The sequence below is a fragment of the Empedobacter sp. UBA5036 genome, from assembly GCF_002415215.1.
In the GTDB taxonomy this organism is placed as follows: domain Bacteria; phylum Bacteroidota; class Bacteroidia; order Flavobacteriales; family Weeksellaceae; genus Empedobacter; species Empedobacter falsenii_B.
Genome location: NZ_DICC01000075.1, coordinates 1 through 25,974, shown reverse-complemented (window position 1 = coordinate 25,974; position 25,974 = coordinate 1). Strand labels below are relative to the sequence as shown.

Below are 25,974 nucleotides of genomic sequence, written 5' to 3'. Positions count from 1 at the left end.
ACTACTCACAATGTATAGAATAATGGAATTCTATTTCTGGTCAATTACCAATAGATTGCGAAACCAAAAAAATTCTGTTAACAATTTTAGAGCAAACTAACTTAGTTTTTAAAAATATCGAAACGATATTACATGAAGCTAATAGCGATAAAAACCATGTATTTCTGGTGGAAATGTCAATTTAAACACTTTACCTTTTTAGAAATTGTTGTATAAATAATAAACCCCTAAAACATAAATTTCAGGGGTTTTGTATTGCAATACTATTCTGTTAAATCGAATAATTACGATGTCCAAAGATCGAACTCCCAATGCGAACCATTGTACTGCCTTCTTCTATCGCGATTTGATAATCTCCTGACATTCCCATTGATAAAATAGAAATGTTTTGATAAATAGATTTCAATGAATCAAAGTTAGATTTTAAAGAACGGAATTCTTCATGAATCTGACTTTCATCTTCCGTAAACGTTGCCATTCCCATCAATCCAACTACGCGAACATTTGGTAAATGCTGAATTTCTTCTTGCATTATCTGTTGAATTTCTTCTTCATCCAAGCCAAATTTTGTTTCTTCATCTGCTATAAATTGTTGCAACAACACATCAATTACGCGATTATTTTTTTCGGCTTGTTTGTGAATTTCTTTCAACAATTTTAAACTATCAACTCCATGTATCAAATGCACAAAAGGCGCCATATACTTCACTTTATTGGTTTGCACATGACCAATCATATGCCAACGTATATCCTTTGGAAGAACTTCGTATTTATCGCACATTTCTTGAATCTTGTTTTCACCAAAATCTCGCATTCCAGCCGCATAAGCTTCTTGCAAATCCTCCACAGGTTTTGTCTTAGAAACCGCTACCAATGTCACATGAGCAGGAATTGTAGCTTCGATTGTTTTTAAATTTTCTTGAATACTCATTTTTTATTCTTTCAAATCAAATACAGCAAAACCGCTTAATGGTTTTGGTTCGATATATGTACTTTTTGGTGGCATTTTAAGCCCTAAATCCGCAATCAATTGCAAATCCTTCACATCCACTGGATAAAAAGCAAAAGCTGCAATATAATCGTGATGATCAACTTTATTTTTAAGCGCTTCTACTCCTTCTCTATTGCGCGTACCACATTCGTAATGAATGCGTTTATCCTTTTTAGAATCTTGAATATTTAGAATTGGTTTCATCACATTTTCTTCGAAAATATAAGTATCCAATTCGCTTAAACCTTCGGTTGTCAATAAATTATTTTTGACATATAAACTATAATATTGACCATCTAAATACATCACAATATGATGTTTTTTGGTTGGCACAACTAATTCATCACCTTTCGGAATAATTTCAAAATCAGCTTCTAAAGCAGTTAAAAACGCTTCTGGAGTTAAGCCGTTTAAATCTTTAATTAATCGATTATAATCATTGATAATCAAATCTTCATTCGAAACTAAAAGTGCTAACGTATAATTAAAAGCTTCATCACCATAGACTTCATCTTTCGAATTTTCAACCGCAAATTTTGTGTATCGCTCCGAACTTTCCATACGATGATGTCCATCTGCAATATACAATTCGTCTAATTTTTCGATTGAATCTTTTAATTGTTTTAAATTTAAACGATTATCAACTCTCCACAACAAATGTTGCGTTCCGTTTTCTTCTTCTATTTTCAGAATCGGCTTGCGTTTCATTTCCGTATCAATCAACAAATCTACACGTTGAGCAGGTTTATAGGTCAACAAAACAGGTTCCGCATGGAAATGAGATTCTTTCAAATAATCAGCAAATAATTCCACACGACGCTCCAAAGTTTCTTCGTGCTTTTTTATTTTATTTTGACGATAATCATCAATATTCACCAAGCCTAAAAGTCCTTTTGTTTCGCGTCCATCAGGCTGTATGACTTGATAAATATAAAAAGACGACTTGTCTTGCGTTAATATTTTTTTCGAAATAAAATCCTCAAAATTCTCACGAACTTTTCTGAATTTCTCTTTCGGATCTTGAATCGTTTCGTCCCAAGTTGGCAAAATAATATGCAAAAAAGAGTTTTCTCTGTTATTGATATAATAATCCAATTCTTCTTTCGAATATTGATTAACGGCAAGCGTCACAAATTCTTGAGAAGTTTCTTCTGTAGGTCGAATTCCTTTGAATGGTTTAAATTGAGGCATTTTGAATAGTTTTAGATAGAATGAAACTCAAAATTATTTTCCGTAAATCTCAACGATTTGCGAAGCTAATTCAGTTCCAATTCTGTCCTGCGCTTCATTCGTAGAACCTGCAATATGAGGAGATAATGACAAAGATTCGTTCATCAACAAGCCCATTTCTGGTGTTGGCTCATTCTCAAAAACATCTAAGGCTGCTCCAGCAACTTTTCCGTCTTCAATTGCATCAACCAAAGCACGCTCGTCAACTACTCCACCACGAGCCGTATTAATTACAATCACGCCATCTTTCATTTTTGCAAATTCTTTTTCACCCAAAATATATCCATCTTGTGCTGGAACATGCAGCGAAATGAAATCTGCTTTTGTAATGACTTCATCAAAATCAACAGAAGTGATGGTAAACGTTAATTTTTGACCATCAAAAAATTCTAATTCAATGTCACGTGTTGCTGGGAATTTATCATACACTAAAATATTCATTCCTAAACCAATCGCTTCACGAATCACTTCTACACCGATACGGCCAAAACCGATTACACCCATTGTTTTTCCTCTCAATTCGATTGCTTTTGCGTAAGCTTTTTTCAATCCATTGAAGTTAGAATCTCCTTCTAAAGGCATATTACGATTGGCTTGGTGTAAATTACGAACGATAGAAAACAAATGCGCAATTACAAATTCTGCTACAGATTGAGAAGAAGATGCTGGCGTATTAATCACCTGAATTCCTTTTTCGCGTGCATAAGCAACATCGATATTGTCCATACCAACTCCTCCACGACCGATAATTTTAAGATTTGTCGCATCAATCAAAGGTTGACGAACTTTAGTCGCAGAACGCACTAAAAGTACTTCAACTCCATTTTCGTTGATATAATTTTCTAATTGTTCTTGTGCTACGTGAGCAGTTATTACTTCGAAACCTTTTGCTTCTAAAGCTTCTATTCCTGCCTTAGAAATTCCATCGTTTGCTAATATTTTCATGTTATTATTATAGAATTAAGATGTGAGATTTTAGATGTTAGATAATATATTTCTCAATACTAATATCTAGCATCTAATGTCTGCTGATTAACCAAATTTTTGTTCAAATTGTTTCATTACTTCTACCAAAACTTGAACAGATTCTAATGGTAAAGCATTGTACATAGACGCACGGTATCCACCAACATCACGGTGACCAGCCAAAGAAACAACTCCAGCTTCTTTTAACATTGCATCAAAATCAGCTTTGAAATCTTCGTTATTTAAGACAAAAGTGGCATTCATTTGAGAACGATCTTCTGTTGCAGCAGTTCCTGTAAATAATCCGTTACGATCAATTTCAGCATACATTGCATCTGCTTTTGCAGTATTAATTTTTGCAATCGCTTCTACTCCACCTTGCTCTTTTAACCATTGTAAATTTAACATGACACCGTAAATTGCAATTACTGGCCACGTATTAAACGATGATTCTTTTTTGATATGTGTTTCGTAGTTTAAATAATCGGGAATATTACGTCCCGTTTTACCTAATAAATCTTTTTGAACGATTGCAACAGCAGAACCTGCAGGTCCCATATTTTTTTGGGCTCCAGCATAGATTACACCAAATTTAGAAACATCAATTGTGCGAGATAAAATATCCGAAGACATATCACAAACTATTGGAACTGGAGAATTTGGAAACTCTTTCATTTGTGTTCCAAAAATGGTATTATTTGATGTGCAGTGGAAATAATCAACATCTGAAGGAACAGTATATCCTTTTGGAATATAACTATAATTTTGATCTTTTGAAGAAGCAATAACTTCGATTTCTCCGAAACGCTTCGCTTCTTTGATAGCATTTTCTGCCCATTTTCCTGTTTGTGTATAAGCTGCTTTTCCGCCTTCTTTCAATAAATTGTAAGCTACAGTAGGAAATTGCAATGAAGCTCCACCTTGCATAAAAACTACGTCATGTGTTTCTGGAACATTCATCAATTCTTTTACCAACGCTCTTGCTGTATCAATTACTTCTACCGCATCTTTGCGACGGTGAGAAATTTCTAAGATTGATGTTCCTGAATTGTTGAAATCTAAACAAGCTTGAGCCATTTTGTCGAAAACAACTTGTGGTAAAATGCATGGTCCTGCACTAAAATTGTGAATTTTCATAATTAAAATTGTTGTGTGTTTGTGTGTCTAATTTGTAAACAAATATAGTAAATCAAATATGGAAAAAAGTGAATAATTACTTAACTTTTGAACAGAATACAAACAAAAAACCCTAAACTAATTCAGTTTAGGGTTTTTCTATTATTTGATTGAATATTTATTTTAGTATTGAACAAAATCAACATTCAATTCTTCTGCTTTGCGTTTGTAATATCCGTCAGCTAATTTATCTTTAATCTCAGCAAATGAGTTTAACGTATATTCGATGTGTTCGTCTTCGTGAGCAGCAGTTGGAATAATACGGAAAATAATCATTCCTTTTGGAATAACTGGATAAACTACTACAGAAACGAAAATACCATATTCTTCGCGCATTTCTTTTGCCAATACAGTCGCTTCGATAGGAGAACCATTCAATACGATTGGCGTAACACATGTGTTAGAACCTCCAATATCAAATCCTCTTTCTTCTAATCCTTTCTGAATTTTTTCTACATTGTGCCATAACTTATCTTTAAGCTCTGGTTGAGAACGTAATAACTCAAGACGTTTTAAACCTCCGATTACCATTGGCATTGTCAATGATTTAGCAAAAATTTGAGAACGTAAGTTATATTTTAAAATACGAATAATATCTTTGTTACCTGCAATAAATGCTCCGAAACCTGCCATAGATTTTGCAAAAGTTGAGAAATAGATATCAATCTTATCTTGACAACCTTGCTCCTCTCCGGCTCCAGCTCCAGTTTTACCTAATGTACCAAAACCGTGTGCATCGTCTACTAATAAACGGAATTTGTATTCATCTTTGTAAGCAGCAATCTCTTTCAAAATACCTTGCTTACCAGTCATTCCAAAAACACCTTCTGTAATCACTAGAATTCCGCCTCCTTGTTTATCAGCTAATTTACGAGCACGAGCAATTGTTTTTTCAAAACTTTCGATGTTGTTGTGTTGGTAAATAAAACGTTTACCAAAGTGTAAACGAACTCCATCAACAATACAAGCATGACATTCAGCATCATAAACGATTACATCATTTTTAGATACTAAAGCATCAATTGTAGATACCATACCTTGGTACCCGAAATTCATTAAATAAGCAGATTCTTTTTGAACGAAATCAGCCAATTCTTGCTCTAATTGAGCGTGATAATCTGTTTGACCAGACATTGCACGAGCTCCCATTGGATAAGCCATACCATATTGTGCCGCAGCATCAGCATCTGCTTTACGAACTTCTGGGTGATTAGCTAAACCTAAGTAGTTATTGATTGACCAAGTAATTACTTTTTTACCTTGGAATTCCATTACGGGTCCAATTTCTCCTTTTAACTGTGGAAAAACATAATAACCTTCACCATAATCAGCGAATTGACCTAATGGTCCAGGGTTCTGTTTTAAACGTTCAAAAATGTCCATTTTATTATAGTTTAATTTTTTATTAATTGAAAAAAAGTAGAAAGTGAATGAACACTACCTACTTTAAATATTTAATTTTTACAAATATACGTATTATTTGATTCTTTCGACTGTTGCTCGAGCTTCTAAGCCATTGAGTCTACTATTTGTAAAGCCTTGCTCTGCCATCCAATCATCACTAAAAACTTTTGTCATATAGCGAGATCCGTGGTCTGGATACAAAATTACAACTAAAGAATTTTCGTCAAATTCTCCAGCTTCAGCCAATTGTTTATATGCTTGTGTTGCAGCACCAGAAGTATATCCTGCCATAATTCCTTCTTTCAAAGCAATTTCTCTTGTACGATAAGCAGCTTCTTCGTCTGTCACTTTGATAAAAGAATCAACCATTTCAAAATCTAAAGCTCCAGGAACTAAATTTTTTCCCATTCCTTCGATTCTGTAAGGATAGATATCATTCTGATCAATTTTTCCAGTTTCGTGATAACCTTTCAAAATTGATCCATAAGCATCAACTCCGATGATTTTCACATCTGGGTTTTGCTCTTTTATATAACGTGCACTACCTGTCAAAGTTCCTCCTGTACCTGTACAACCGATTAGGTGAGTAATTTTACCCTCTGTTTTATTCCAGATTTCAGGACCTGTTGTTAAATAGTGAGCTTCTGTATTCCCTTGATTAAAATATTGATTAATATAAAGAGAATTTGGCGTTTCCGCAGCAATACGTTTTGCTACTTCGTAATATGATCTTGGATCATCAGCAGGTACATTCGCAGGACACAAAAATACTTTTGCTCCCATCGCTTTCAAGAATGAAATCTTTTCTGCCTTTGTTTTATCCGATACCGCTAAGATACATTTGTACCCTTTTACGATAGCCACCATAGCTACAGCAAATCCAGTGTTACCTGAAGTTGTTTCTACAATCGTAGCACCAGGTTTTAATAGACCATTTTTTTCAGCCTCTTCTATAATATGTAAAGCTATTCTGTCTTTTGTTGAATGTCCAGGATTGTAACATTCTAACTTTGCATAAACTTCGCCTGGAATGTCTTGGTTAATTCTGTTTAATTGAACTAATGGAGTATCTCCAATTAACTCTAAAACGTTTTTATATTTACCAGTCATTTCACAAATATTCTTTTCTAACAAAAAGCAAAATTAAGGATTTTTTAATTAATTGTTAAAAGATTAACACGTAAAATTAATCATATTACAATTTTAAACTTAAATTCTTATGATTTACTCGTTATTAAATTAGTTATTATTTAAATTAAAAATATGTTCTAAAATTCTTTTATCAGCAAGTGTAAAAGCAATTTTTCTTCTTTCCATCATTTTTTCTGCAGCTTCACAAGCTTTATCAAAATTAAAAACAGGAGCGTCTGATTGTCCACCCCAACTATAATGTTTAATCATATTTGGTGGAAAACCTGATTGAAAAACGTTCGCACAAACTCCAACAACTGTACCAGTATTAAATTGTGTATTGATTGCAGATTTAGCATAATCGCCCATTATTAAACCACAAAATTGCAAACCTGTTTTTACAAATCTTTTTTGGTTATAACTCCATAACTTTACTTCTGCATAATTATTTTTCAAGTTTGAGTTATTTGTATCCGCGCCTAAATTGCACCATTCTCCAATTACAGAATTCCCTAAAAACCCATCATGTCCTTTATTTGAATATGCTATTAGGATTGAATTATTTAATTCACCACCAACTTTACAAAAAGGACCAATCGTACAACCAGCATATATTTTTGCACCCATATTTATTTTTGCATGCTCGCATAAAGCTAATCCGCCACGAATCATAGAACCTTCCATAATTTCGGCATCTTTTCCAATATAAATTGGACCTTCTGATGCATTCAAAATAGAAAATTCAACTTTCGCACCTTCTTCAATAAATATTTTTTCAGGAGCTAAAACTTGGTTGGTTGTAGATATTGATTGAGAAGTTCTTCCTTTTGTCACCAAATCAAAATCAAATTCAATTGCCTGGAAATTGTAAGTAAACAGATCCCAAGAATGTTGTAGATGAATTACTTCATCTTCAAATTGAATAATATCTGATGTGATTTTTGGAGTTTCTTCAGTTGATTTAACTGCTACAAGTTGATTGTCAAAAATTAGGGTTTGGTTTGGTTTTAAATTCTTTATCGCTTCAATTAATTTTTCATTCGGAAAAAAAGTTGGGTTGATAAATGTATTTTCTGTTTGAAGTTTAGCAGGAAATTTTTCTTGCAAATAAGGTTTCGTTTGATAAGAAACCTCTGTATTTAGTATTTTTTCCCAACGTTCTGCAAAACTCAATATCCCCATTCTTAGGGCAGCTACAGGTCTTGTAAATGTTAGGGGCAAAAAATCTTCCCATTCTTCGCCATCAAAAAGAACTATGTTCATTGATCTATGAATTTGTGCAAATTTAAAAATAATTATTTTATAAGTCGATAATATCAATATAGATTCTATCGACAGCCCTCCTAAAATAAATCATTCAAAATATTTGGTTGATGTAAAAAGGTCGTCGTAATTTTAGGCACATTTTAAAAACATTTTTCATTTTGAAATCAGCTCCGATTCATTTTGGTTCAATCGCATATATATTAGACGATTACCTTGCAAATAACACTTTTTCTTCTATCTTCTTTTTGGTAGATGAGAACACTCATGTGCATTGTTTACCGCTATTATTAGCCGATTTGGACAATATTTCTGCTTACGAAATCCTTGAAATTGACTCTGGAGAAGAAAATAAAAACATCGATACTGTAACTAATCTTTGGTTAGCATTAAGCGAGTTGGGTGCAGATCGTCATTCATTAGTTATTAATGTTGGTGGTGGAGTTTTAACGGATATGGGAGGTTTTATGGCTTCTACTTTCAAGCGTGGAATCAAATTCATCAACATTCCAACTACGTTATTATCGCAAGTTGATGCTTCTGCTGGTGGAAAAAATGGAATTGATTTGGAAGGAATGAAAAACATGATTGGGACATTTACACAGCCGGAAATGGTGTTAGTTGATCCTAAATTTTTGTTGACATTAGAGCAACGTCAAGTAAAATCTGGCTTAGCCGAAATGTTGAAACATGGTTTAATCAAAAATCGTGATCATTGGGATAATTTGGTGCAATTACCTTCGCACGATGCCGAATCTTTAGCTCCTTTTATCATGGATTCTATTCATATCAAAGAAAATGTGGTTGACAATGATCCATATGAAAAAGGTGAACGCAAAATTTTAAATTTTGGTCATACAATAGGTCATGCCATCGAAAGTGAATCCTTAGAAACTGATTTTCCGCTTTTACATGGAGAAGCAATTGTAATCGGAATGATTATTGAGACATTCCTTAGTTATGATCAAGAATTAATTTCTAAAGCTGATGTGGAAGAGGTTTGCGAAAGTTTTTCGTCAATGTATGCATTAAATACAATTGATATGAAAATTTTTCCGAACTTAATGGAATGGATGAAACACGACAAAAAAAATCAAAACAATTCAATCAACTTTAGTTTGATCAACAAGATTGGAAATTGTCGTTATGATGTAGTTTGTACTGAAGAAGAAATCAGACAAGCTTTTGAAAAATATAATCAATGGATTGCCTAAAAAAATATACTTCTTTTTTTGTTGTTGGATTAATAATGAGCCTTATGGCTGCTTGTACATCTCAACACAAGAAAGAAGATGCTAAAGTAGAACAACCTTCAAACACTGTTACGATGAACGAAAAACCTCAATTCAATATCAATAAGTCAAACGAAGAATGGAAAAAAGAACTTTCTTCTGAAGAATATTATGTTTTAAGAGAAGCTGGAACAGAACGTCCTTTTACAGGAAAATTCAACATGCATTTCGAAAACGGAATTTATACATGTAATGCGTGTGGAGAAGAATTGTTTTCTTCTTCTTCTAAGTTTGATGGACATTGTGGTTGGCCAAGTTTTGACAAAGAAATAAAAGAAGGTAAAATTGTAGAACGCGTAGACACTTCGCACGGAATGAAGAGAACAGAAATTCTTTGCGGAAATTGCGGAAGTCACTTAGGACACGTTTTTGATGACGGACCTACAGAAACTGGTTTACGTTATTGTGTGAATTCGCTTTCATTAGATTTCAAACCTGTAAAATAAAATCAAAAAGCTGTTTCGACAGCTTTTTTTAATGCAAAAATACTTTATGAAAATACTTCGTATTATTATCGTTCTTATCTTATTGTTATTAATTTATAACGGTGTTTACAATTACAATTTAATGGTGAATATAAGAACTACCGATCGTCCAATTAACCCATTGCGTTATATCTTTTTCGGCTTTTATTTCTTATTAATTCTGTTGAATTTGATTGAATATATTCGTGGAAAATTTACATACGGATCATTCAAAAAAGTAATTTATTATTTGATTTTCGCTGGGTATTTAGCATGTATTTTCATGTTCAAATACAACGATTATCACATTCCGGGCTTACCACTTTTAGGTTATTTCACATTGGTCGGAACTACTTTATTTATGTTGAGTCAAATCATCAAAAACAAACCTCCGTACAAACGCGTAAAAAAATAATTTTTCGAAATGAATTTGGTTTCGGATAGAATTACGTTCAAACAAATTAATCAATTAGCGATTCCTGCTATTTTTTCGGGAATTGCCGAATCTCTTATTACCTTAACCGATATTGCGATGGTGGGTAATGTAAAAGAATATTCGGTTGAAGCACTTGCTGCGACTGGTTTAGTTGGTTCTTTTCTTTCAGGAATTATCTGGATTGTTGCCCAAACCAAAACCTCTATTTCGTCTTTGGTTTCGCAAAGTTTTGGAGCAAATAAATTGGAAAGTCTCAAAACTTTAGTTCCGCAAGCGTTGTATTTCAATCTATTTTTGAGTTTACTTATTTTTGTTCCAACGTATTTTTTTGCACAAAATCTATTCGAATTGTACAATGCAAAAGATTTGGTTCTTCAATTTTCAGTAGATTATTACAAAATCAGAGCATTTGGTTTTCCATTAACACTTATTTCGCTCACTCTTTTTGGAGCATTTAGAGGAATGCAAAACACCGTTTGGGCAATGAAATGTAGTTTAACAGCTGCATTTGTTCATGTCTTTTTAGACTATATTCTAATCTTTGGAGTAAATGGGATAATTCCCGCTTATCATATTAAAGGCGCTGCTTATGCAAGTTTGATTGCACAATTGATTATGGTAATTATGGCGTTTTACTACTATTTCACGAAAACTTCATTTGGATTAAATCCAGGAAAAACCATTCATCCACTTTTTAAGAAATATATCAACTTAAGTTTCAATTTTATTTTACGAACAGCTTCGTTGAATGTTACATTTTTTCTTGCGAATTCTTACGCCACCGATTACGGAAAAAATTATATCGCCGCGCAAAGTATTTTGATGAATATTTGGTTGTTCTTTTCATTCTTTATTGACGGATATGCAGGTGCTGGAAACGCGATGGCAGGTCGTTTACAAGGCGAACGAAACTATCCTAAACTTTGGATTTTAAGCAAAGATATTTCCAAATATTCAGTTTTAATTGCGTGTATTTTAATTGCGATTTGTTTCATTTTTTATAATCAAATTGGGCAAATTTTCAATCAAGATCCAAATGTTTTGATCATTTTCAATTCTGTATTTTGGATGGTTTTATTAATGCAACCAATCAACACATTGGCTTATATTTTTGATGGATTTTTCAAGGGAATGGGCGATGCAAAACTCTTGCGAAACAACTTAATTATCGCAACATTTCTTGGGTTTCTACCAACCATTTATCTTGCAGATTACTTTGGTTTAAATATTTATGGAATTTGGATTGCATTCGGAATTTGGATGTTTTTACGCAGTTTTCCGTTGATGTATATTTTTAGAAAACGAGTTTTTGAATCGAATTAGATCTATTATTCAAGCACTTCAATCTATTTTTTTAGATAAATGCAACATTCATTTATTTTTTGCGTCATTTATAGTATATTATTAAAACTATAAAAATGAAGCAACTATTAAAATTTACTTTCTCTTTATTCTTAATTTCAAATTTTGCATTCAGTCAAAATACAATAAAAATGACTTATAAATACGGAAGCGATAATGGTGAAATTCAAGATATCACTGATTTTGAAAATATTTATATCGAAACTTTAAATTTTGAGGGAGATTTACTAAACGGAAAAAATTATCAAATTAATCTTGAAGAATATAAAAATGGAAAATTTACTACTAAAAAGTTACTTTTTGACTCTTCAGAATCAGATTATTTCAAGATTAATTCAAATTCATTATCATTAAAATTCTTTTTCAAAATGAGTGATGGAAAACTTAAAACATATATTAGAAGCGATCTTTTTGGAACAAAAAAATCTTATTTCATTCTTATGAATGATTCAGATAAATATGCTTTAAAAGATTTTTTTGGAGATAAAAAAGAAATAACAATCAATCCAAATAAGAAAAATGCAATATTTGCTATTCTCACTCCAACAATTCATCCAGATGGTTCAGGTTCATATTGTGAAGTTGCTCAATCAGATATTGCACCAGAAAAATTGGGCGAACATTTCAAAATTCCACATTATTTTTTAGTTACAATTAATTTTAAATAAATAGCATTAAAAAAATCCAACTCTTCACAAAGTTAGATTTTTTTATTTCATCTAAATTCTATTTTCCTAAAGTGTTGAAATAAAAGATTTTTGAATTTTTCCGTTGAAATATGTCCTAGACATTTAATTGAAAAATCATCGCGAATATAATTCATAAATCTTTAGAATTAGTCAAGATTTAAAAATCAATATCCCAAATTCCTACTACTCTTTCTAAATCAATAAGACCCGAAGCACAATTATAAAGAGTTTCCAAATATTGATTTTGAGTTTCATTATAAGTACGTTGAGCATCTAGAACCTCTAACAAAGACGAATTTCCTCTTTTGTAACTGTATTTTTTAGCCTCTAATATTAAATTCGCATTTTTTAATATTTCTATATCAAATTGTTTCAACTGTTTTTTATAACCTTCATACAACTCATATGCTTCTTTTACTTGAGATTTAATCTCTAATTCTGTTTGTTTATAATTTAGCTCCTCTTGTTTAAATTGCATTTTAGCAACCTTCAATTCATTATTATATTTATTAGAAAATTTCAATGGAATACTTATTCCTCCTTTAATTTGTGTGAACTGAGGAGTTTCTGCTATCAAATTTCTAACAGCTGTTGAATGCTCTAATCCTAAAATCAGTCCCAAATCTATTACACGATTTGCTTTGGCTAACTCAATCATTCTTTGACTAACATCTTTACTTTGCAAGGCAACTAATAAATCAGTTCGATTACTTAAAGCCATTTCAGTCAAATTGATTAAATTAAAATCACGTTGAAACGTTTTCAAATCTCCTACTGTAGAAAATAAATCTGCATATTGATCGATTCCCATAAAAGTTGATAATCGAATTTTTGATGTAGCAAAATCTGTTTCTGCTTGTATTATTTCATTTTTTAATGACTGAGTTTCTAATCGACTTTGTCTTGCATCAGTTTCAGAAATCTCTCCTAATTTGAATCTTATTTCATCCGAATTTGCTAACTGATTCATCATGTTATAAGAATTCTCTTTTACATTCAACATTTCTTTCTGATAGATTGTTTGAAGAAATCCTAATGTTGCGTCTGCTTTTAAATTTTTGAAATAATCTAAAAGAATTAATTTCGTTAATTCAAATTCACTTTTAGCTAAATTAATTCGAGCTTTTCTTTTTCCTCCTAATTCTAAAACCCATCCAACTTCCGCTGAATATCCAAGTCCCATTTTTCTTTTGGCTTCTCCATTATCAAAATATTCAAATTGAAGTTCGGGATCCGCAAATGCTTTTGCACTTAAAATTTCTGTTTCGGCAATATCTACATTAAAGCGTTCTGCTGTATAAGAAATATTGTTTTCCTGAACTGTTTCTATAAATTTTTTATAATCTAACTCGTTTTCACTTGTTGTTTGAGCAATTAATTTAGTATTTACTATAAATAAACTACACACAACTAATAACCAATATTTTTTCATTTTAATCTTGTTTTTGATTAACTGATTTTTCTACTGAATCTTTTCCCCATTTCTTTTCGATCATATAATACAAAGCTGGAAGGGCAAAAAGTGTAATAATTGTTGAAAATAATAATCCGTATACGATAACCGTTGCTAATGGACGTTGAACATCTGATCCTATTCCTGTTGCTAATGAAGCTGGTAATAATCCTAGAATCGCAACTGTGGCTGTCATCAAAACAGGTCTGAAACGATTTTTTGTTCCTTCTATAACAGCTTGAGAAAGTTCCATTCCTTTATTTTTCAGTAAATTGATTTGAGAAATCATAATCACTCCATTCTGAATTGCAACTCCAAATAATGCAATAAAACCAACTGCTGAAGATACATTCAACGTCATTCCTCTTACATTTAAAGCTAACATTCCACCGAATATCGCCAAAGGAATAATTCCTATTAAAAGCAAAGCTTGTCTCAATTTACCGAATGCTGCATATAAAAGTATAAACATGACTAATATTGCAATTGGAATAATAACTGAAAGTCTTTTATAAGCTCTGTCTTGATTTTCAAACTGTCCACTCCATTTAATATGATATTGACTATGATCATAATCAATGTTTTGTTCTATTTTATTTTGAGCTTCTTTTAGGAAAGAACTTAAATCACGGTCTCTCAAATTCAGTTTTATTGTCAAATGACGTTTATTCATTTCACGCGTAATTGTACTTTCTCCTGTATTTAGCTTTACATCGGCAACTTGCGCTAATGGTATTTTTATACCATCTACATTTGTCAAAGTTAATTGTCGTATTTTTTCTGGTGTATTTCTACTATCTTCTTTATATCTACAAGTAAAATCATATACTCTATCATCTGAAAATATTTGAGAAATAGCTTTTCCTCCAATTGCGACTTCTATTAATTCTGAAACATCAGAAACATTCAATCCATATTGTGCAATTTTATCTCGATTAGCATGAATTTGAAGTTGAGGTAAAGGCGGTTCTTGATCTATTGATACATCAGCAGCACCTTTTACCATTTTTAATTCTTTCATGATATTCTCAGTTATTTTGCGTGTTTCAGTAAAATCTTTCCCATATATTTTTACAGCCAACTCACTATGTGCTCCTGAAATTTTATCCATAACCCCATCAATCATTGGTTGAGAAAAACCAACTGTATATCCTGGCATACTAGCATACTCTGATTCTAATTCTCGAATCAAATCATTCTTAGTTTTTCCTCTAGGCCATTCTTTATATGGTTTCAGTCCTATTGAAACTTCAAAATGAGATGCTGTCCATGGATCTGTTCCGTCATCATTTCTACCAGCTTGAACCATTACATAAGTAACTTCATCATATTTCATTGTATGTTCTCTCAATACATCGCTCATTTCTTTTGACTTCTCTACCGATAATCCTGGAGGTAATTCTACTTGTAACCAAATAGAACCTTCGTCTAATGTTGGTAAAAAATCTTTTCCAACAGAAATAGATAATACTATCGCGCTAGCAAGAATTAGAAGTAATGGTAGAATAACTTTTTTGGGTTTAGCAACTATTTTTTTGATAACCTTTGAATAAGATTTCGTCAGCTTTTCCAACCATTTATTATGATAAATTTTTCTTGGTTTTTTATACATTACAAATGCTAATCCTGGGATTAATAAAAGTGCAACTGATAAAGCTCCAAATAATGCATAACCAACAGTAAAAGCCATCGGAGTAAAAAGTTTACGTTCTACTCTTTCAAAAGCGAACAATGGTAAATAAGCTGTTATAATAATTAGTGTTGCAAAAAATATTGGTTTTGCTACTTGCTTTGCAACCGTTGAAATAGTTTTCTCCTTTAATTCTTCTTTAGGATTTTCCTCTCTTTTTTTCAAAACGGTTTCCATCATCACAATAGCTCCATCTACAATAATTCCGAAATCTATAGCTCCTAACGAAAGTAAATTAGCTGGAATGGATGTAAAATGCATTAATATAAATGCTATAAGCAATGAAATAGGAATTGTTATAGCTACTAGAAGAGCTCCTCTCCAACTTCCAAGAAATACAATAAGTACAATAACGACTAAACAAATACCTTCCATTAATGTGTACGAAACAGTATTAAGTGTTGTATCGACTAAATCTGTACGATCTAAAAATGCATGTATTTTTACATCTTTTGGCAACAAATCATTATTCAATTCATCTACAGCTTCATGAATACCTTCTAAAACTACAGAAGTATCTTCTCCTTTTAACAATAGAACTATCCCTTCAATTCCGTCACTATGATTTCGGCTTTTATCGCTATAACCTAAAATTCCTTTTCGCTCTAAGTTTCCATATTTTAATTCGCCTATATCTGATAATAAAACAGGTACACCTTTTTCTGATTTAATAACAATCTTACCAAAATCTTCTAAATCTTTTACAAGACCTATTCCTCTAATCACATATCCTATATCTCCTTGAGGTAATGTACTTCCTCCTGCATTAATGTTATTTTTTTCTATTGTTTCTACAATATCATTTAACGAAACATCATACTGAGTTAATTTATTTGGATCTATTTCTATTTGATATTGCGTTGTAATTCCTCCAAAATTTGTTACTTCTGCAACTCCTGAAACTTGATTAATTCTTGGTACAATAACAAAGCGTTGTAAATCTGTTAATTCTCTTAAACTCTTTGTATCACTTTCAATAATATAACGAAATACTTCTCCAATAGGAGATGTTAAAGGATCTAATCCTGGTTCAGCTCCATACGGCAACTCAATATCATTCAATCGTTCTTGAATTCTCATACGAGCCCAATAATCATCTACTCCATCTTTAAATACAATCGTAATTATAGATAATCCAAATGTACTTTTGCTACGCATAACATGCATACCTGGTAAACCATTTAGCTCTCTTTCTATTGGAATTGTTATTTGTTGTTCTACTTCTTCCGCAGCCAACCCAGGAACTTGAGTTACAACTTGTGAAGTTACATCTGCGATATCAGGATAAGCTTCGATAGATAATTGTTTCCAAGAATAATATCCAAAGAATGCAGCCAAAGAAAACAAAGCTACCATTAACCATTTTTTGGCAATCGCCATTTCTATTAGTTTATTCATCTCAATAGCTTATTTATTTTGCTCCCATTAAAAAGATACCTCCTTCAATCACTACTCTTTCTCCTACTTTTAAACCATCTGTAACACGAACAAAATCGTTATTTTCTGAAGTTCCAATTGCTTTTACATTTGCTTTTCGATATTTTCTATCACCTATTTTCACAAAAACATATTGATTTTCTTTTTCTTGAAAAACAGCTTTAGCAGGAAGGATTATCTCTTCTTTATCTAGACTATTCAATGTTACGTTAACATACATTCCTGGTTTTAAAACAAATTGATTATTATCCGTTTCTATAAGCACATCAACACTCCTCGTTTCTTCATTTAATAATTGTCCTATATTAATTACTTTTCCTTCGAATATTTTTGATGGAAAAGCATCAACTGTAAATGTTATATGTTTTAACTCTTCTAAGAAACCTAAATTATGTTCTTTTACTTGTGCCGAAATCCATACCTTTGATAATTCTGCTACTGTAACTAAAGCTTCATGATCTTCTTTTATGAATTGTCCAACAACTAAATCACTGCTTACAACTCGTCCAGAAATAGGAGACCGAACAATTAAAGATTGCCCCATTCCTACTCTAGAAGATGAATTAAAAACTTTTAATGATGCAGCAGTTTGATCTGTTGCTATTTTCTTTAATTTGTAATCAGTCTCAGCCTCCTCTAATTCTCTTTTTACACCTACAGCATGATTGTATAAATCTTTTTGACGTTTCAAATTCATTTCTGCTTGTTTTAACTCTTGTTGAGCTGAAAAATATTCTTGCTGAGCTGAAAAATATTCTGAAGATTTTATTTCAAAAATGGGAGAGCCTTTTTTCACATACTGTCCCAATGTGACGAAAGATTTTACTATGCGTCCTGCAAAAGGCGATGCTACCTGAGCAAATCGTTCAGGAATTGCTTTTACAACTCCTGTCGAACTTAACTCCGATTCTATCGTTTGAAGTTTTGATGTTTCTAATTTCAATTTAGATTCTATTGGAGAATTTTCCGATAATTCTATTTCATTATTTACCCAATAAAAATCTGGATTATCAGTTTGCTCTGTTTCATTTTTACAACTATTCGTCAAAAACATTGCACTTCCTACTAAAAGCAGTATAAAATGAGTTAATTTTGTTATTTTCATGAGATATTTTTCTGTATATTCTTATTACTGTTTATTATTTTTACACTTCGTTACTTATAATTTCCCAACGAATTTTCTGGACATCTTTTTCAATTGTTAATCGACTTGCTATTTTTTCTAAAAGACTATCTTGTTGATTTAAAGCTGATATTTCTGCTGAAATCATTACAGAATCATTTATTAAATCATCATCACTTGAAAGAGATTTCATCATAAGATTTTCATTACTCTCAATTGATCGCATTAGTAATACTCTCAAATGATTTTCTACATCATTTCTACATTTTATAACCAATAAATATTCAGTATCCTTGTGGTTTTTATTTTTGAAAGAGTAACGATAAATGTGATTGCTAATTGGTCTCAATAATAAATGTGCTAACATTATAATTGAAGTAAGTATAACTGCTTCTATTGAAAGTCCTGAACCGACAAATAACCCAATTGCTGCTGAACACCAAATCGTAGCGGCAGTATTCAATCCTCTTACACTTAATCCATCTTTCATGATTACTCCAGCGCCTAAAAAACCTATTCCGCTGATAACATATGAAGCTATTCGTCCTACTGTATCACCTCCGATAGAATAAGACATTAATATAAACGCTGCTGAACCTACACATACTAAAGTATTTGTTCTTAATCCAGCACTTTTTTGGCGATATTCTCGTTCTAAACCTATTGCAGCTCCTAATAGAAAAGCTAATCCTAGCTGCATTGTAAAATTCATTAAATTCATTTTATTTCCTTTTTTAAGACAAACCAAAATTTCAATTATCTCAAAAGCAGTTATAAATGAATCTTAGGTTTATTGTTTGACAAATTGGGAATCTGTTTCCATTATATTTTTTTCTGGTGCAAATCTACAATACATCAAAAGCTACTGCTGTTAGAAACCCTTTAGAAGAATATTAGAATTTTATTAGAACAAAAAAAGCCTGCTAAATAGCAGGCTTCCATTATATTTTTTTAATGATTTAAGTTTTATTATGACTTCTTCAATACGATCTGAAAAATAGTTTCTTTTCCTTCTTCGGAATATAATTCTAAACGAGCATCATGTAAATCGACAATTTTCTTTGTCAGAGGTAATCCTATTCCTTGTCCTTGAATATTTTTATGTTTATCACTTCTAAAAAAAGGTTTAAAAATCAATGCTAATTCTTCTTGATCAATTTTATCTCCTTTATTAATAAAATTAATTTTCACGTCTTTATCATCAAAATCAACTTGAACAATACAACTATTATTAATTGAATATTTGCAAGCATTTTCTATTAAATTAGTAAAAGCAACCCTTAATAAATACTCATTTCCTATAACTGCAACTTCGTTTTCTTCTTCTGGTATTCTAATAAAATTTAAATCTACTTTATACTCTTTATTATTTTTTTGAATTTGTGCAACAGAATCTAAAAGTATTTCATCAATCCGAATCGTTTTAAAATTTATTTCCGAAGGATCATAACTTGCTTTTGCCATATCAAGCAAACTATTTGAAAGACGAACAATTCTTTTCGTATCATTCAATGCAAATTGGATTAACTGTTGATATTCTTCGTTAGTATGCTCTTTATCTACAGCCATTTCTAACTCTGTTATAATTGCCGCCAAAGGTGTACGAAGTTCATGCGCAATATTAGAAACAAAGTTTTTTTGTGCATCAAAAGAGTTTTCTAATCGTTGCAACATTTGATTAATTGTTGTTGTTAATTCTGCTAATTCATCTCCTTTTGACTTCAATTCAATTCTCAAATCTAAATTCGAAGCAGAGATTTGTTTAGCTTTATTTGTTATTTCTTTAACTGGATTGATTGCTTTATTAGTAAAAAAGAAAGCAGACAAAATAATTAATAACAAAGAAAAAATATAAATCAGTATGATATTTTTCAATAAATTATTCATTTTACTGTATCCATATTCGTCTAAAGCGGCCGCTGTTACAATGTAATGATTGCCATCTACAACATAATTCATTCCAACCACTTGCCATTTATCTTGATAAAAAATTACAAATCCTTTTTGTTGTATTTCATCAAATAATTCGTCAGTTTCTTTTACAAAATCTATTTCAACTGCATCATGATAAAGTAGTTTTTTGTTTTGATTATAAACCGCAACTTCTACTTCATTGATTGTTTGTCTATTATTATGATAAATATTATGTAAAACTTCTGAAGGAACTTTAGCTTTAAGAAAAAGATTTGATTTTGTAATTGCTTCTTTTTTCAATAATTCAAAAAACTCTTTTTCTCTATCTTTTTTAGCTGAATAATAAATAATAAAAGCAAAAAAGAAAAGTATTGCAGCTGTAAGCAAAGTGAATAAAATAGTCAGTCTAACTCTTATTTTCATCTTTTTTAAATATAAATCCCTGACCTGTTTTTGTGTGAATTAGTTTTGTAGAAAAATGTTTATCTATTTTATTTCTTAAATAATTTATATAAACATCAATAAAATTAGTTCCTGTATCAAAATGTGTGTCCCAAACATTTTCTGCAATTTCATTTCTAGACAAAACTCGTTCTTTGTTTTCTAACATATATTGAAGCAATCGAAATTCTTTAGGAGTTAAATCAATTTCTTTTTCTTCTCTTTTTATAATTTTAGTATGAAGATTCATCTCTAAAGTATCATATTTTAATAAAAAGGATTGTGAATTATGATTAAAATTTCTTTTTGATAAAACCCCTATTCTAGCAACAAGTTCTCGCATTTCAAAAGGTTTCACCATATAATCATCTGCACCAGCATCAAATCCTTCTACTTTATCATCTGTTGTTCCAAGAGCTGTTAACATAATAATAGGAAGAAAAGGTTTCTGTTTTTTGATTTCTTGACAAAAATCTAATCCACTTAATTTAGGTAAAATTATGTCAGATACAATTAAATCATACTCTTCGCGAAGAGCTAATTTAAGTGCCATTTCACCATCATAAACTACAGTAACTTCGAATCCATTTTCTATTAATCCTCTTCGAATTAATTCAGACATTCTTTGATCATCTTCTACTACTAAAATATGCATACTACAAAAATAAGGTTTTAGTTTTAAGGACATTCCATTAATTTCAAATAAAAAAATCTGCATAAAAACTTATTTTTTTATGCAGATTACATCTTCTATATAGATTCTTATTACGTTTTTTTATGGCGTAGAAATAGAAGCTTGTTGAATTTTTCCGTTAAAATATTTCCAACCGTTTAATCCAAAATCGACCAAATATTCGGCCATTTCATCTGGTTGTAAAGGCGCAATATATCCCGGAAACGCTTCTTCTAACATTTCTGTTTGCACCGCTCCTAACGCTACTGCGTTTATTCTTGGACCAAGTTCATTTAATTCTTCTGCTAACAATTCAGTCAAATTAACCGTTGCAGATTTTGAAGACGAATAAACAGACAAACCAGGAAATTTCACCGAACCTTGTACAGCTCCCATTGTCGAAATATTAACTACATGAGAAGATGTATCAAATTTTGGCATCAAAACTTGTATCAAGCGATAAGGTGCCATAAAATTAATCTGCCAAGAAGTTAACAAATCCTCTTGTTGCATTTCTATAAATGGTTTGTTGATACAAACTCCCGCATTATTGTACAAAACATCTACTTTATTCCAAGATTCCACAGCTTTCAAAACATCTGAAATCTCATCAAAATTAGCCAAATCAACACCGATAAACTGATATTGATTTTCTTTTGCAAAAGCTGTTAATTCCTTCAATTTATCTACATTTCGAGAGACTGTCAACACTCGATTTCCTAATTCCAAATGTTGTTTTGCCAATTCAAAACCAATTCCTCTACTCGCTCCCGTTACAATTATATTTTTCATAGTGTTGTACAAAATTTACAATTTCTTCTATCTTTTCAAACTTTATTCCTTCAAAGATGATGTTATTTTCTGTGATTTCAATATGATTTTCCGCATTATTTTCTACAGAAATTCCATTTCGAATTAAGGCATTTTTCACCCAAAAAGCTAATTCCGAATTTCCTTTTACACCAATCGTTTTTGAAAATGATTTTTGTGTTAAAAAGCGATTATTTTTTTCATCATACGTTAAATTTTGATTGGATAATTTTTGAATAATTTGATGCTCAAAAGCCATTTGTTCTGGAATATTTTCAAAAAGGTTTCCATTTTCAATCCACCAAATTTTATCCGCTTTTTCCAATGCAAAATCAGCTTCGTGTGTGATCATCAAAAACGATTTATCTGTTTTCAATTTTAATTCATTCAACAAATTGAAAATTCGATATTGATTCGCTAAATCTAAATTAGAAGTTGGTTCATCTAAAATCACCAATTTCGCATCTTGACACAACGCACGCGCAATCATCACCAATTGCAATTGACCTTCGCTAATTTCATTCACAAATTGATTTGCCAAATTCGAAATTCCAACCAATTCCAAAACCTCATCAATTAAGTTTTGTTCTTCAATAGAAATCTTTTTCAGAACCTTGTGATAAGGCAAACGTCCCATCGCAACCAATTCCGAAACTTTAATTTTTGGAACAATCGACAAACGTGGTAAAACAACTGCAATTTGCTGCGCAATTTCTTGAGAAGATAATTTTTTGATCGAATTATTTTCTAAATAAATTTCTCCATTCAATGTTTTCTGAAAACCTAAAATCGAATTAATCAATGTTGATTTTCCTGCACCATTTTTACCTAAAACAGCAACCAATTCATTCGAATTTATAGTTGCATTTATAGCCGAAACGATTTCTTTTGAACCATATCCAACTGACACATCTTCTAATTTCAAAATGGTATTTTTCATCGCACTTCGTTTTTATTGTTCAACAAAATACTAATGACAATTGGTGCTCCAAATAACGCTGTAATGATATTAATCGGTAACGTTCCGAACGGAAAAACTTCGGTCAAAATCGAAAATAATAACATAAAAAATATTCCTGAAACGAAAATCCATCGGTATAAAATTTTCATATCGCCTGTTCGTAACAATGTTCTGCAAATATGTGGAACTGCCAATCCTATAAAGCTAATTGGACCTGCAAAAGCCGTAGCTGAAGCAGTTAATAAAGCTGTTGAAACTAAAATCGTAAAACGTAATTTTTTGATATTAATTCCTAAAGATTGTGCATATTTTTCTCCCAATAAAAGAGCTGTAATTCCTCGCAAAGTAAATAAGGAAACGATAATTCCACACAAAACAAATAAACCAAAAACGCCTAATTGTTCCCACGACAAACCGCTCAACGAACCAAATCCCCAAACTAAATACGCTTTTATTTTATCGGAAGGAGCAAAATATTGCATCATACCAATTAATGCACCTGCTAAACCTGCAATCATAAATCCGATAATCACCAAAGATGCGGATGATTTGACACGAAATGATAACGAAATCACTAATAATAAGGCGACAGTTGCACCTAAAAATGAGGCAATAATTGTAATCCAAGGATTATTGAGAAATTCTTCTAAACCAATCATCGAAAAAAGAAAAATAACAATAGCAACACCTAAACTTGCCATCGAAGTTATTCCCAAAACAGAAGGTTCTGCCAACGGATTTTTGAATAATTCTTGCATCAAAAAACCTGAAATTGGCAATGAAATCCCGACTAATAAAGCAGTTAATGATTTTGGTAAACGAAAATTGAGCACAAGATTGTGTAATATTTCGTCTGAGTGACCAGAAAATACATTAAAAATTTCGGTGAAAGAAATCGAGACTTTTCCAACACTTAAACTCAAAACAAAGAATAAAAGTGTCAGAATTATTAAAACAAAAAATAGTGGTTTTTCTTTCATCAAGACAAAGATAGAAATTCTAATAATTTCTTAAAGTTTAATTGTGAATTGGTTTTTATTGAAAATTAATGATTAGTTTCGTTTCATGAATTTTAGAAGTTTCATTTTAATTATCTCTTCGATTCTTGTGCTACTTACGCCATGTAGCATCAAAGCTTCTATTCATACGATTTTGCAAGTAGAAAATGTTCATCAAACAAAAACTTCTCAAGTCAAAATCAATCAAAATCATTCGAATTCGTGTACGATTGTTAAGTTTGAAACGATTAAAAAATCGACAAAAAATCTTGATGTTCCGAATTTTGATTTACCAAATTCACCGATTCATTTCATTGTATTAGCACGTTCTTCATTAATTGAAGAAGATATTGATTCGAATGAAATTCAATCACCAAAAATACCTTTTTATCTGTTGTATAAGCAATTGAAATATTCGTTGATATCTTAATTTTTCACAATTAATTTAGACAACAATATTCAATCACTTATATAAAAATTCATGCAAAATAAATCTGTTTTATCAATGGGTAATGCTGTATTGGCGTTACGTTTAGTCATTGGTTGGACGTACTTTTCTGCCTTTTGGAGGCGTTTAATTTTAGAAAATAAACTCGATCCAGAAGCTGCGGGTTATATTGGCGAAAAATTCAATCATTTTTTACCAAATGCCCTTTTCATCAAACCACTTATTCAATATTTAGTCGAAAATCCTGAAGCGTTGCTTTGGAATATGTGGATTTTTACCATCGTAGAAGGCGTTGTTGGCTTACTCTTAATGCTTGGTTACAAAACACGAATCATGAGTATTGCCGTTTTCTTTTTGGCAATGGGAATTTTACTTGGTTCGGGCTGGATTGGTACAACTTGTTTGGACGAATGGCAAATTGGCGTTTTAGGATTAGCTGGAGGTTTTACGCTATTTCAGGCTGGTTCAGGAAAAATTTCGTTGGATTATTTCTTCAATAAAAACCAATTTATTCAACAAGAAAATAATTGGAATTCGATTTCATTCCAAAAATATAGACCTTATTTTATAGGTTTTAGTTTTTTTATTTTATTCGTTACTTTGTTTACAAATCAGGTTTTTCATGGTGGAGTTTACGGAACTTTGCACAATAAATCTGTCAAACCAAAAGTAGAAATCTCAAATTTAAAACAACATCAAAACAAGGTTTCATTTGATGTAATGCGAATAGAAGGCGCGGATGTTTATGGCTCTTTTTTGATTCAAATCGATTTTCATAATCATCAAAATGAAATAATTGAAAGTTTGGATAAGAAAGAGTTATCAAATTTGGACAAACAACAAATTTCGAATTATTATGTAGCAAAAGTTACACCGCACAAACACAGTTTGGTGTTACCTTTGGGTGCGAAAGCAAATCTGAATTTTGATATTTCAGACAAAATTCACAAAGTAGTTTTAACCGATATAAGCGGATTACAATGGGAACAAACAATAACAAATTTATAGCAATGTTAAAAAGAAATTATTCAACAATTATCATAGGAGCGCTGGCTTTGGTCTTACTTTTTGTGCCAGAAGCAAAAGCAATGATGCAACAAGGTTTAATGAAATTAGGCTTATTTGAACCGAAATTAGAAAAAGTTGAACCAACAACTCAACCAAAATCTGAAGCAAACTATACGTTCGAAATGGTGTATGCTGATGGAAAAGCAATTAATATGGAAGATTTGAAAGGTAAAGTTGTTTTCATGAATTTTTGGGCAACTTGGTGTCCGCCTTGTATCGCGGAAATGCCATCAATTCAAAAACTTTATGATAAAGTAAAAGATGATAACGAAATCGTTATTTTGACGGTTGAAGTAGAAGGAAAACGTGATAAAGTAGCAAAATTTATGGAACGTAAAAATTTATCGTTGCCTGTAGTTTATCCAAATTCATCTATTCCTACTGAGTTTTTTAATGGTTCGTTACCAACAACAGTTATTTTGGACAAGAAAGGAAATATTGCACATACAACAATGGGTATGGCAGATTATTCTGGACAGGATATCGTCGATTTTTTAAATGAGCTGAAAGCGATGAATTAATCATTCAAGAATTTGTAACGTCCTGAAAAAATG

25 protein-coding genes are annotated in these 25,974 nt (G+C 31.4%); 9 read left to right on the top strand and 16 right to left on the bottom strand.

Features of this window, described 5'->3' with window-relative positions:
- The first annotated feature begins 32 nt into the window (after positions 1 to 32).
- Positions 33 to 185, top strand: a complete 153-nt coding sequence (locus B4J88_RS15235) for a RidA family protein (RefSeq protein WP_125350124.1) — start codon at positions 33 to 35, stop codon at positions 183 to 185.
- A gap of 86 nt (positions 186 to 271) precedes the next feature.
- Here B4J88_RS15235 and B4J88_RS14765 read toward each other — a convergent pair whose 3' ends face one another.
- The 7 genes from B4J88_RS14765 to B4J88_RS14735 form a co-directional block, all read right to left on the bottom strand.
- Positions 272 to 931: a YggS family pyridoxal phosphate-dependent enzyme gene (locus B4J88_RS14765; RefSeq protein ID WP_291067979.1), complete on the bottom strand. Its 660-nt coding sequence runs from the start codon at positions 929 to 931 to the stop codon at positions 272 to 274.
- Positions 932 to 934: 3 nt separating this feature from the next.
- Complete coding sequence (locus B4J88_RS14760; protein WP_125350117.1) at positions 935 to 2,182, bottom strand: DUF1015 domain-containing protein; 1,248 nt, start codon at positions 2,180 to 2,182, stop codon at positions 935 to 937.
- 33 nt (positions 2,183 to 2,215) lie between these two features.
- A complete protein-coding gene (locus B4J88_RS14755; protein WP_114999386.1) occupies positions 2,216 to 3,166 on the bottom strand; it encodes a D-2-hydroxyacid dehydrogenase in 951 nt (316 codons plus the stop codon).
- Positions 3,167 to 3,253: 87 nt separating this feature from the next.
- Entirely contained in the window at positions 3,254 to 4,324 is a 1,071-nt protein-coding gene (gene serC, locus B4J88_RS14750) for a 3-phosphoserine/phosphohydroxythreonine transaminase (RefSeq protein WP_038337000.1), read from the bottom strand.
- Between the two features lie 162 nt (positions 4,325 to 4,486).
- Entirely contained in the window at positions 4,487 to 5,746 is a 1,260-nt protein-coding gene (locus B4J88_RS14745) for an aminotransferase class I/II-fold pyridoxal phosphate-dependent enzyme (RefSeq protein WP_221855281.1), read from the bottom strand.
- Between the two features lie 93 nt (positions 5,747 to 5,839).
- A complete protein-coding gene (locus B4J88_RS14740) occupies positions 5,840 to 6,877 on the bottom strand; it encodes a PLP-dependent cysteine synthase family protein (RefSeq protein WP_219034446.1) in 1,038 nt (345 codons plus the stop codon).
- A gap of 129 nt (positions 6,878 to 7,006) precedes the next feature.
- The gene (locus B4J88_RS14735) at positions 7,007 to 8,161 is read right to left on the bottom strand and encodes a GlmU family protein (RefSeq protein ID WP_038336997.1); all 1,155 of its coding nucleotides are present in this window, start codon (positions 8,159 to 8,161) and stop codon (positions 7,007 to 7,009) included.
- 161 nt (positions 8,162 to 8,322) lie between these two features.
- Between B4J88_RS14735 and aroB the strand changes: the two genes are divergently transcribed.
- The 5 genes from aroB to B4J88_RS14710 all read left to right on the top strand — a co-directional run bounded on the left by aroB (position 8,323) and on the right by B4J88_RS14710 (position 12,383).
- Complete coding sequence (aroB, locus tag B4J88_RS14730) at positions 8,323 to 9,375, top strand: 3-dehydroquinate synthase (protein WP_114999381.1); 1,053 nt, start codon at positions 8,323 to 8,325, stop codon at positions 9,373 to 9,375.
- Complete coding sequence (gene msrB / locus B4J88_RS14725) at positions 9,363 to 9,899, top strand: peptide-methionine (R)-S-oxide reductase MsrB (RefSeq protein ID WP_125350119.1); 537 nt, start codon at positions 9,363 to 9,365, stop codon at positions 9,897 to 9,899. The genes aroB and msrB overlap by 13 nt, the downstream gene beginning before the upstream one ends.
- A 46-nt stretch (positions 9,900 to 9,945) precedes the next feature.
- The gene (locus B4J88_RS14720; RefSeq protein ID WP_038336995.1) at positions 9,946 to 10,332 is read left to right on the top strand and encodes a hypothetical protein; all 387 of its coding nucleotides are present in this window, start codon (positions 9,946 to 9,948) and stop codon (positions 10,330 to 10,332) included.
- Positions 10,333 to 10,341: 9 nt separating this feature from the next.
- Positions 10,342 to 11,676: an MATE family efflux transporter gene (locus B4J88_RS14715; protein ID WP_038336992.1), complete on the top strand. Its 1,335-nt coding sequence runs from the start codon at positions 10,342 to 10,344 to the stop codon at positions 11,674 to 11,676.
- A 95-nt stretch (positions 11,677 to 11,771) separates the two neighbouring features.
- Entirely contained in the window at positions 11,772 to 12,383 is a 612-nt protein-coding gene (locus tag B4J88_RS14710) for a hypothetical protein (protein WP_291067976.1), read from the top strand.
- Positions 12,384 to 12,561: 178 nt separating this feature from the next.
- Here B4J88_RS14710 and B4J88_RS14705 read toward each other — a convergent pair whose 3' ends face one another.
- The 9 genes from B4J88_RS14705 to B4J88_RS14665 all read right to left on the bottom strand — a co-directional run bounded on the left by B4J88_RS14705 (position 12,562) and on the right by B4J88_RS14665 (position 23,886).
- Positions 12,562 to 13,836 (bottom strand): TolC family protein, encoded by a 1,275-nt coding sequence (locus B4J88_RS14705; protein ID WP_291067974.1) that lies wholly within the window; start codon positions 13,834 to 13,836, stop codon positions 12,562 to 12,564.
- Between the two features lies 1 nt (position 13,837).
- Positions 13,838 to 16,945 carry an efflux RND transporter permease subunit gene (locus B4J88_RS14700; RefSeq protein WP_291067973.1) on the bottom strand — a complete coding sequence of 1,036 codons (3,108 nt, stop codon included), beginning with the start codon at positions 16,943 to 16,945 and terminating at the stop codon, positions 13,838 to 13,840.
- A 13-nt stretch (positions 16,946 to 16,958) separates the two neighbouring features.
- A complete protein-coding gene (locus B4J88_RS14695) occupies positions 16,959 to 18,089 on the bottom strand; it encodes an efflux RND transporter periplasmic adaptor subunit (RefSeq protein WP_291067972.1) in 1,131 nt (376 codons plus the stop codon).
- Between the two features lie 40 nt (positions 18,090 to 18,129).
- Positions 18,130 to 18,807 carry an MgtC/SapB family protein gene (locus B4J88_RS14690; protein WP_291067971.1) on the bottom strand — a complete coding sequence of 226 codons (678 nt, stop codon included), beginning with the start codon at positions 18,805 to 18,807 and terminating at the stop codon, positions 18,130 to 18,132.
- A gap of 269 nt (positions 18,808 to 19,076) precedes the next feature.
- Positions 19,077 to 20,444 (bottom strand): HAMP domain-containing sensor histidine kinase, encoded by a 1,368-nt coding sequence (locus B4J88_RS14685; protein ID WP_291067970.1) that lies wholly within the window; start codon positions 20,442 to 20,444, stop codon positions 19,077 to 19,079.
- Positions 20,428 to 21,117 carry a response regulator transcription factor gene (locus B4J88_RS14680; protein ID WP_114999365.1) on the bottom strand — a complete coding sequence of 230 codons (690 nt, stop codon included), beginning with the start codon at positions 21,115 to 21,117 and terminating at the stop codon, positions 20,428 to 20,430. Before B4J88_RS14680 ends, B4J88_RS14685 begins: the two co-directional genes overlap by 17 nt.
- A gap of 120 nt (positions 21,118 to 21,237) precedes the next feature.
- Positions 21,238 to 21,927 carry an SDR family NAD(P)-dependent oxidoreductase gene (locus tag B4J88_RS14675; RefSeq protein ID WP_114999363.1) on the bottom strand — a complete coding sequence of 230 codons (690 nt, stop codon included), beginning with the start codon at positions 21,925 to 21,927 and terminating at the stop codon, positions 21,238 to 21,240.
- Complete coding sequence (locus tag B4J88_RS14670) at positions 21,896 to 22,885, bottom strand: ABC transporter ATP-binding protein (RefSeq protein ID WP_291067969.1); 990 nt, start codon at positions 22,883 to 22,885, stop codon at positions 21,896 to 21,898. Before B4J88_RS14670 ends, B4J88_RS14675 begins: the two co-directional genes overlap by 32 nt.
- The gene (locus tag B4J88_RS14665) at positions 22,882 to 23,886 is read right to left on the bottom strand and encodes a FecCD family ABC transporter permease (RefSeq protein WP_291067968.1); all 1,005 of its coding nucleotides are present in this window, start codon (positions 23,884 to 23,886) and stop codon (positions 22,882 to 22,884) included. The genes B4J88_RS14670 and B4J88_RS14665 overlap by 4 nt, the downstream gene beginning before the upstream one ends.
- Positions 23,887 to 23,971: 85 nt before the next feature.
- Between B4J88_RS14665 and B4J88_RS14660 the strand changes: the two genes are divergently transcribed.
- The 3 genes from B4J88_RS14660 to B4J88_RS14650 are packed head-to-tail and all read left to right on the top strand — an operon-like array spanning position 23,972 to position 25,941.
- Entirely contained in the window at positions 23,972 to 24,334 is a 363-nt protein-coding gene (locus tag B4J88_RS14660; RefSeq protein ID WP_291067967.1) for a hypothetical protein, read from the top strand.
- A 51-nt stretch (positions 24,335 to 24,385) separates the two neighbouring features.
- Positions 24,386 to 25,360 carry a TQO small subunit DoxD gene (locus tag B4J88_RS14655; RefSeq protein WP_291067966.1) on the top strand — a complete coding sequence of 325 codons (975 nt, stop codon included), beginning with the start codon at positions 24,386 to 24,388 and terminating at the stop codon, positions 25,358 to 25,360.
- Positions 25,361 to 25,362: 2 nt separating this feature from the next.
- Positions 25,363 to 25,941: a TlpA family protein disulfide reductase gene (locus B4J88_RS14650; protein WP_291067965.1), complete on the top strand. Its 579-nt coding sequence runs from the start codon at positions 25,363 to 25,365 to the stop codon at positions 25,939 to 25,941.
- Positions 25,942 to 25,974 lie beyond the last annotated feature (33 nt).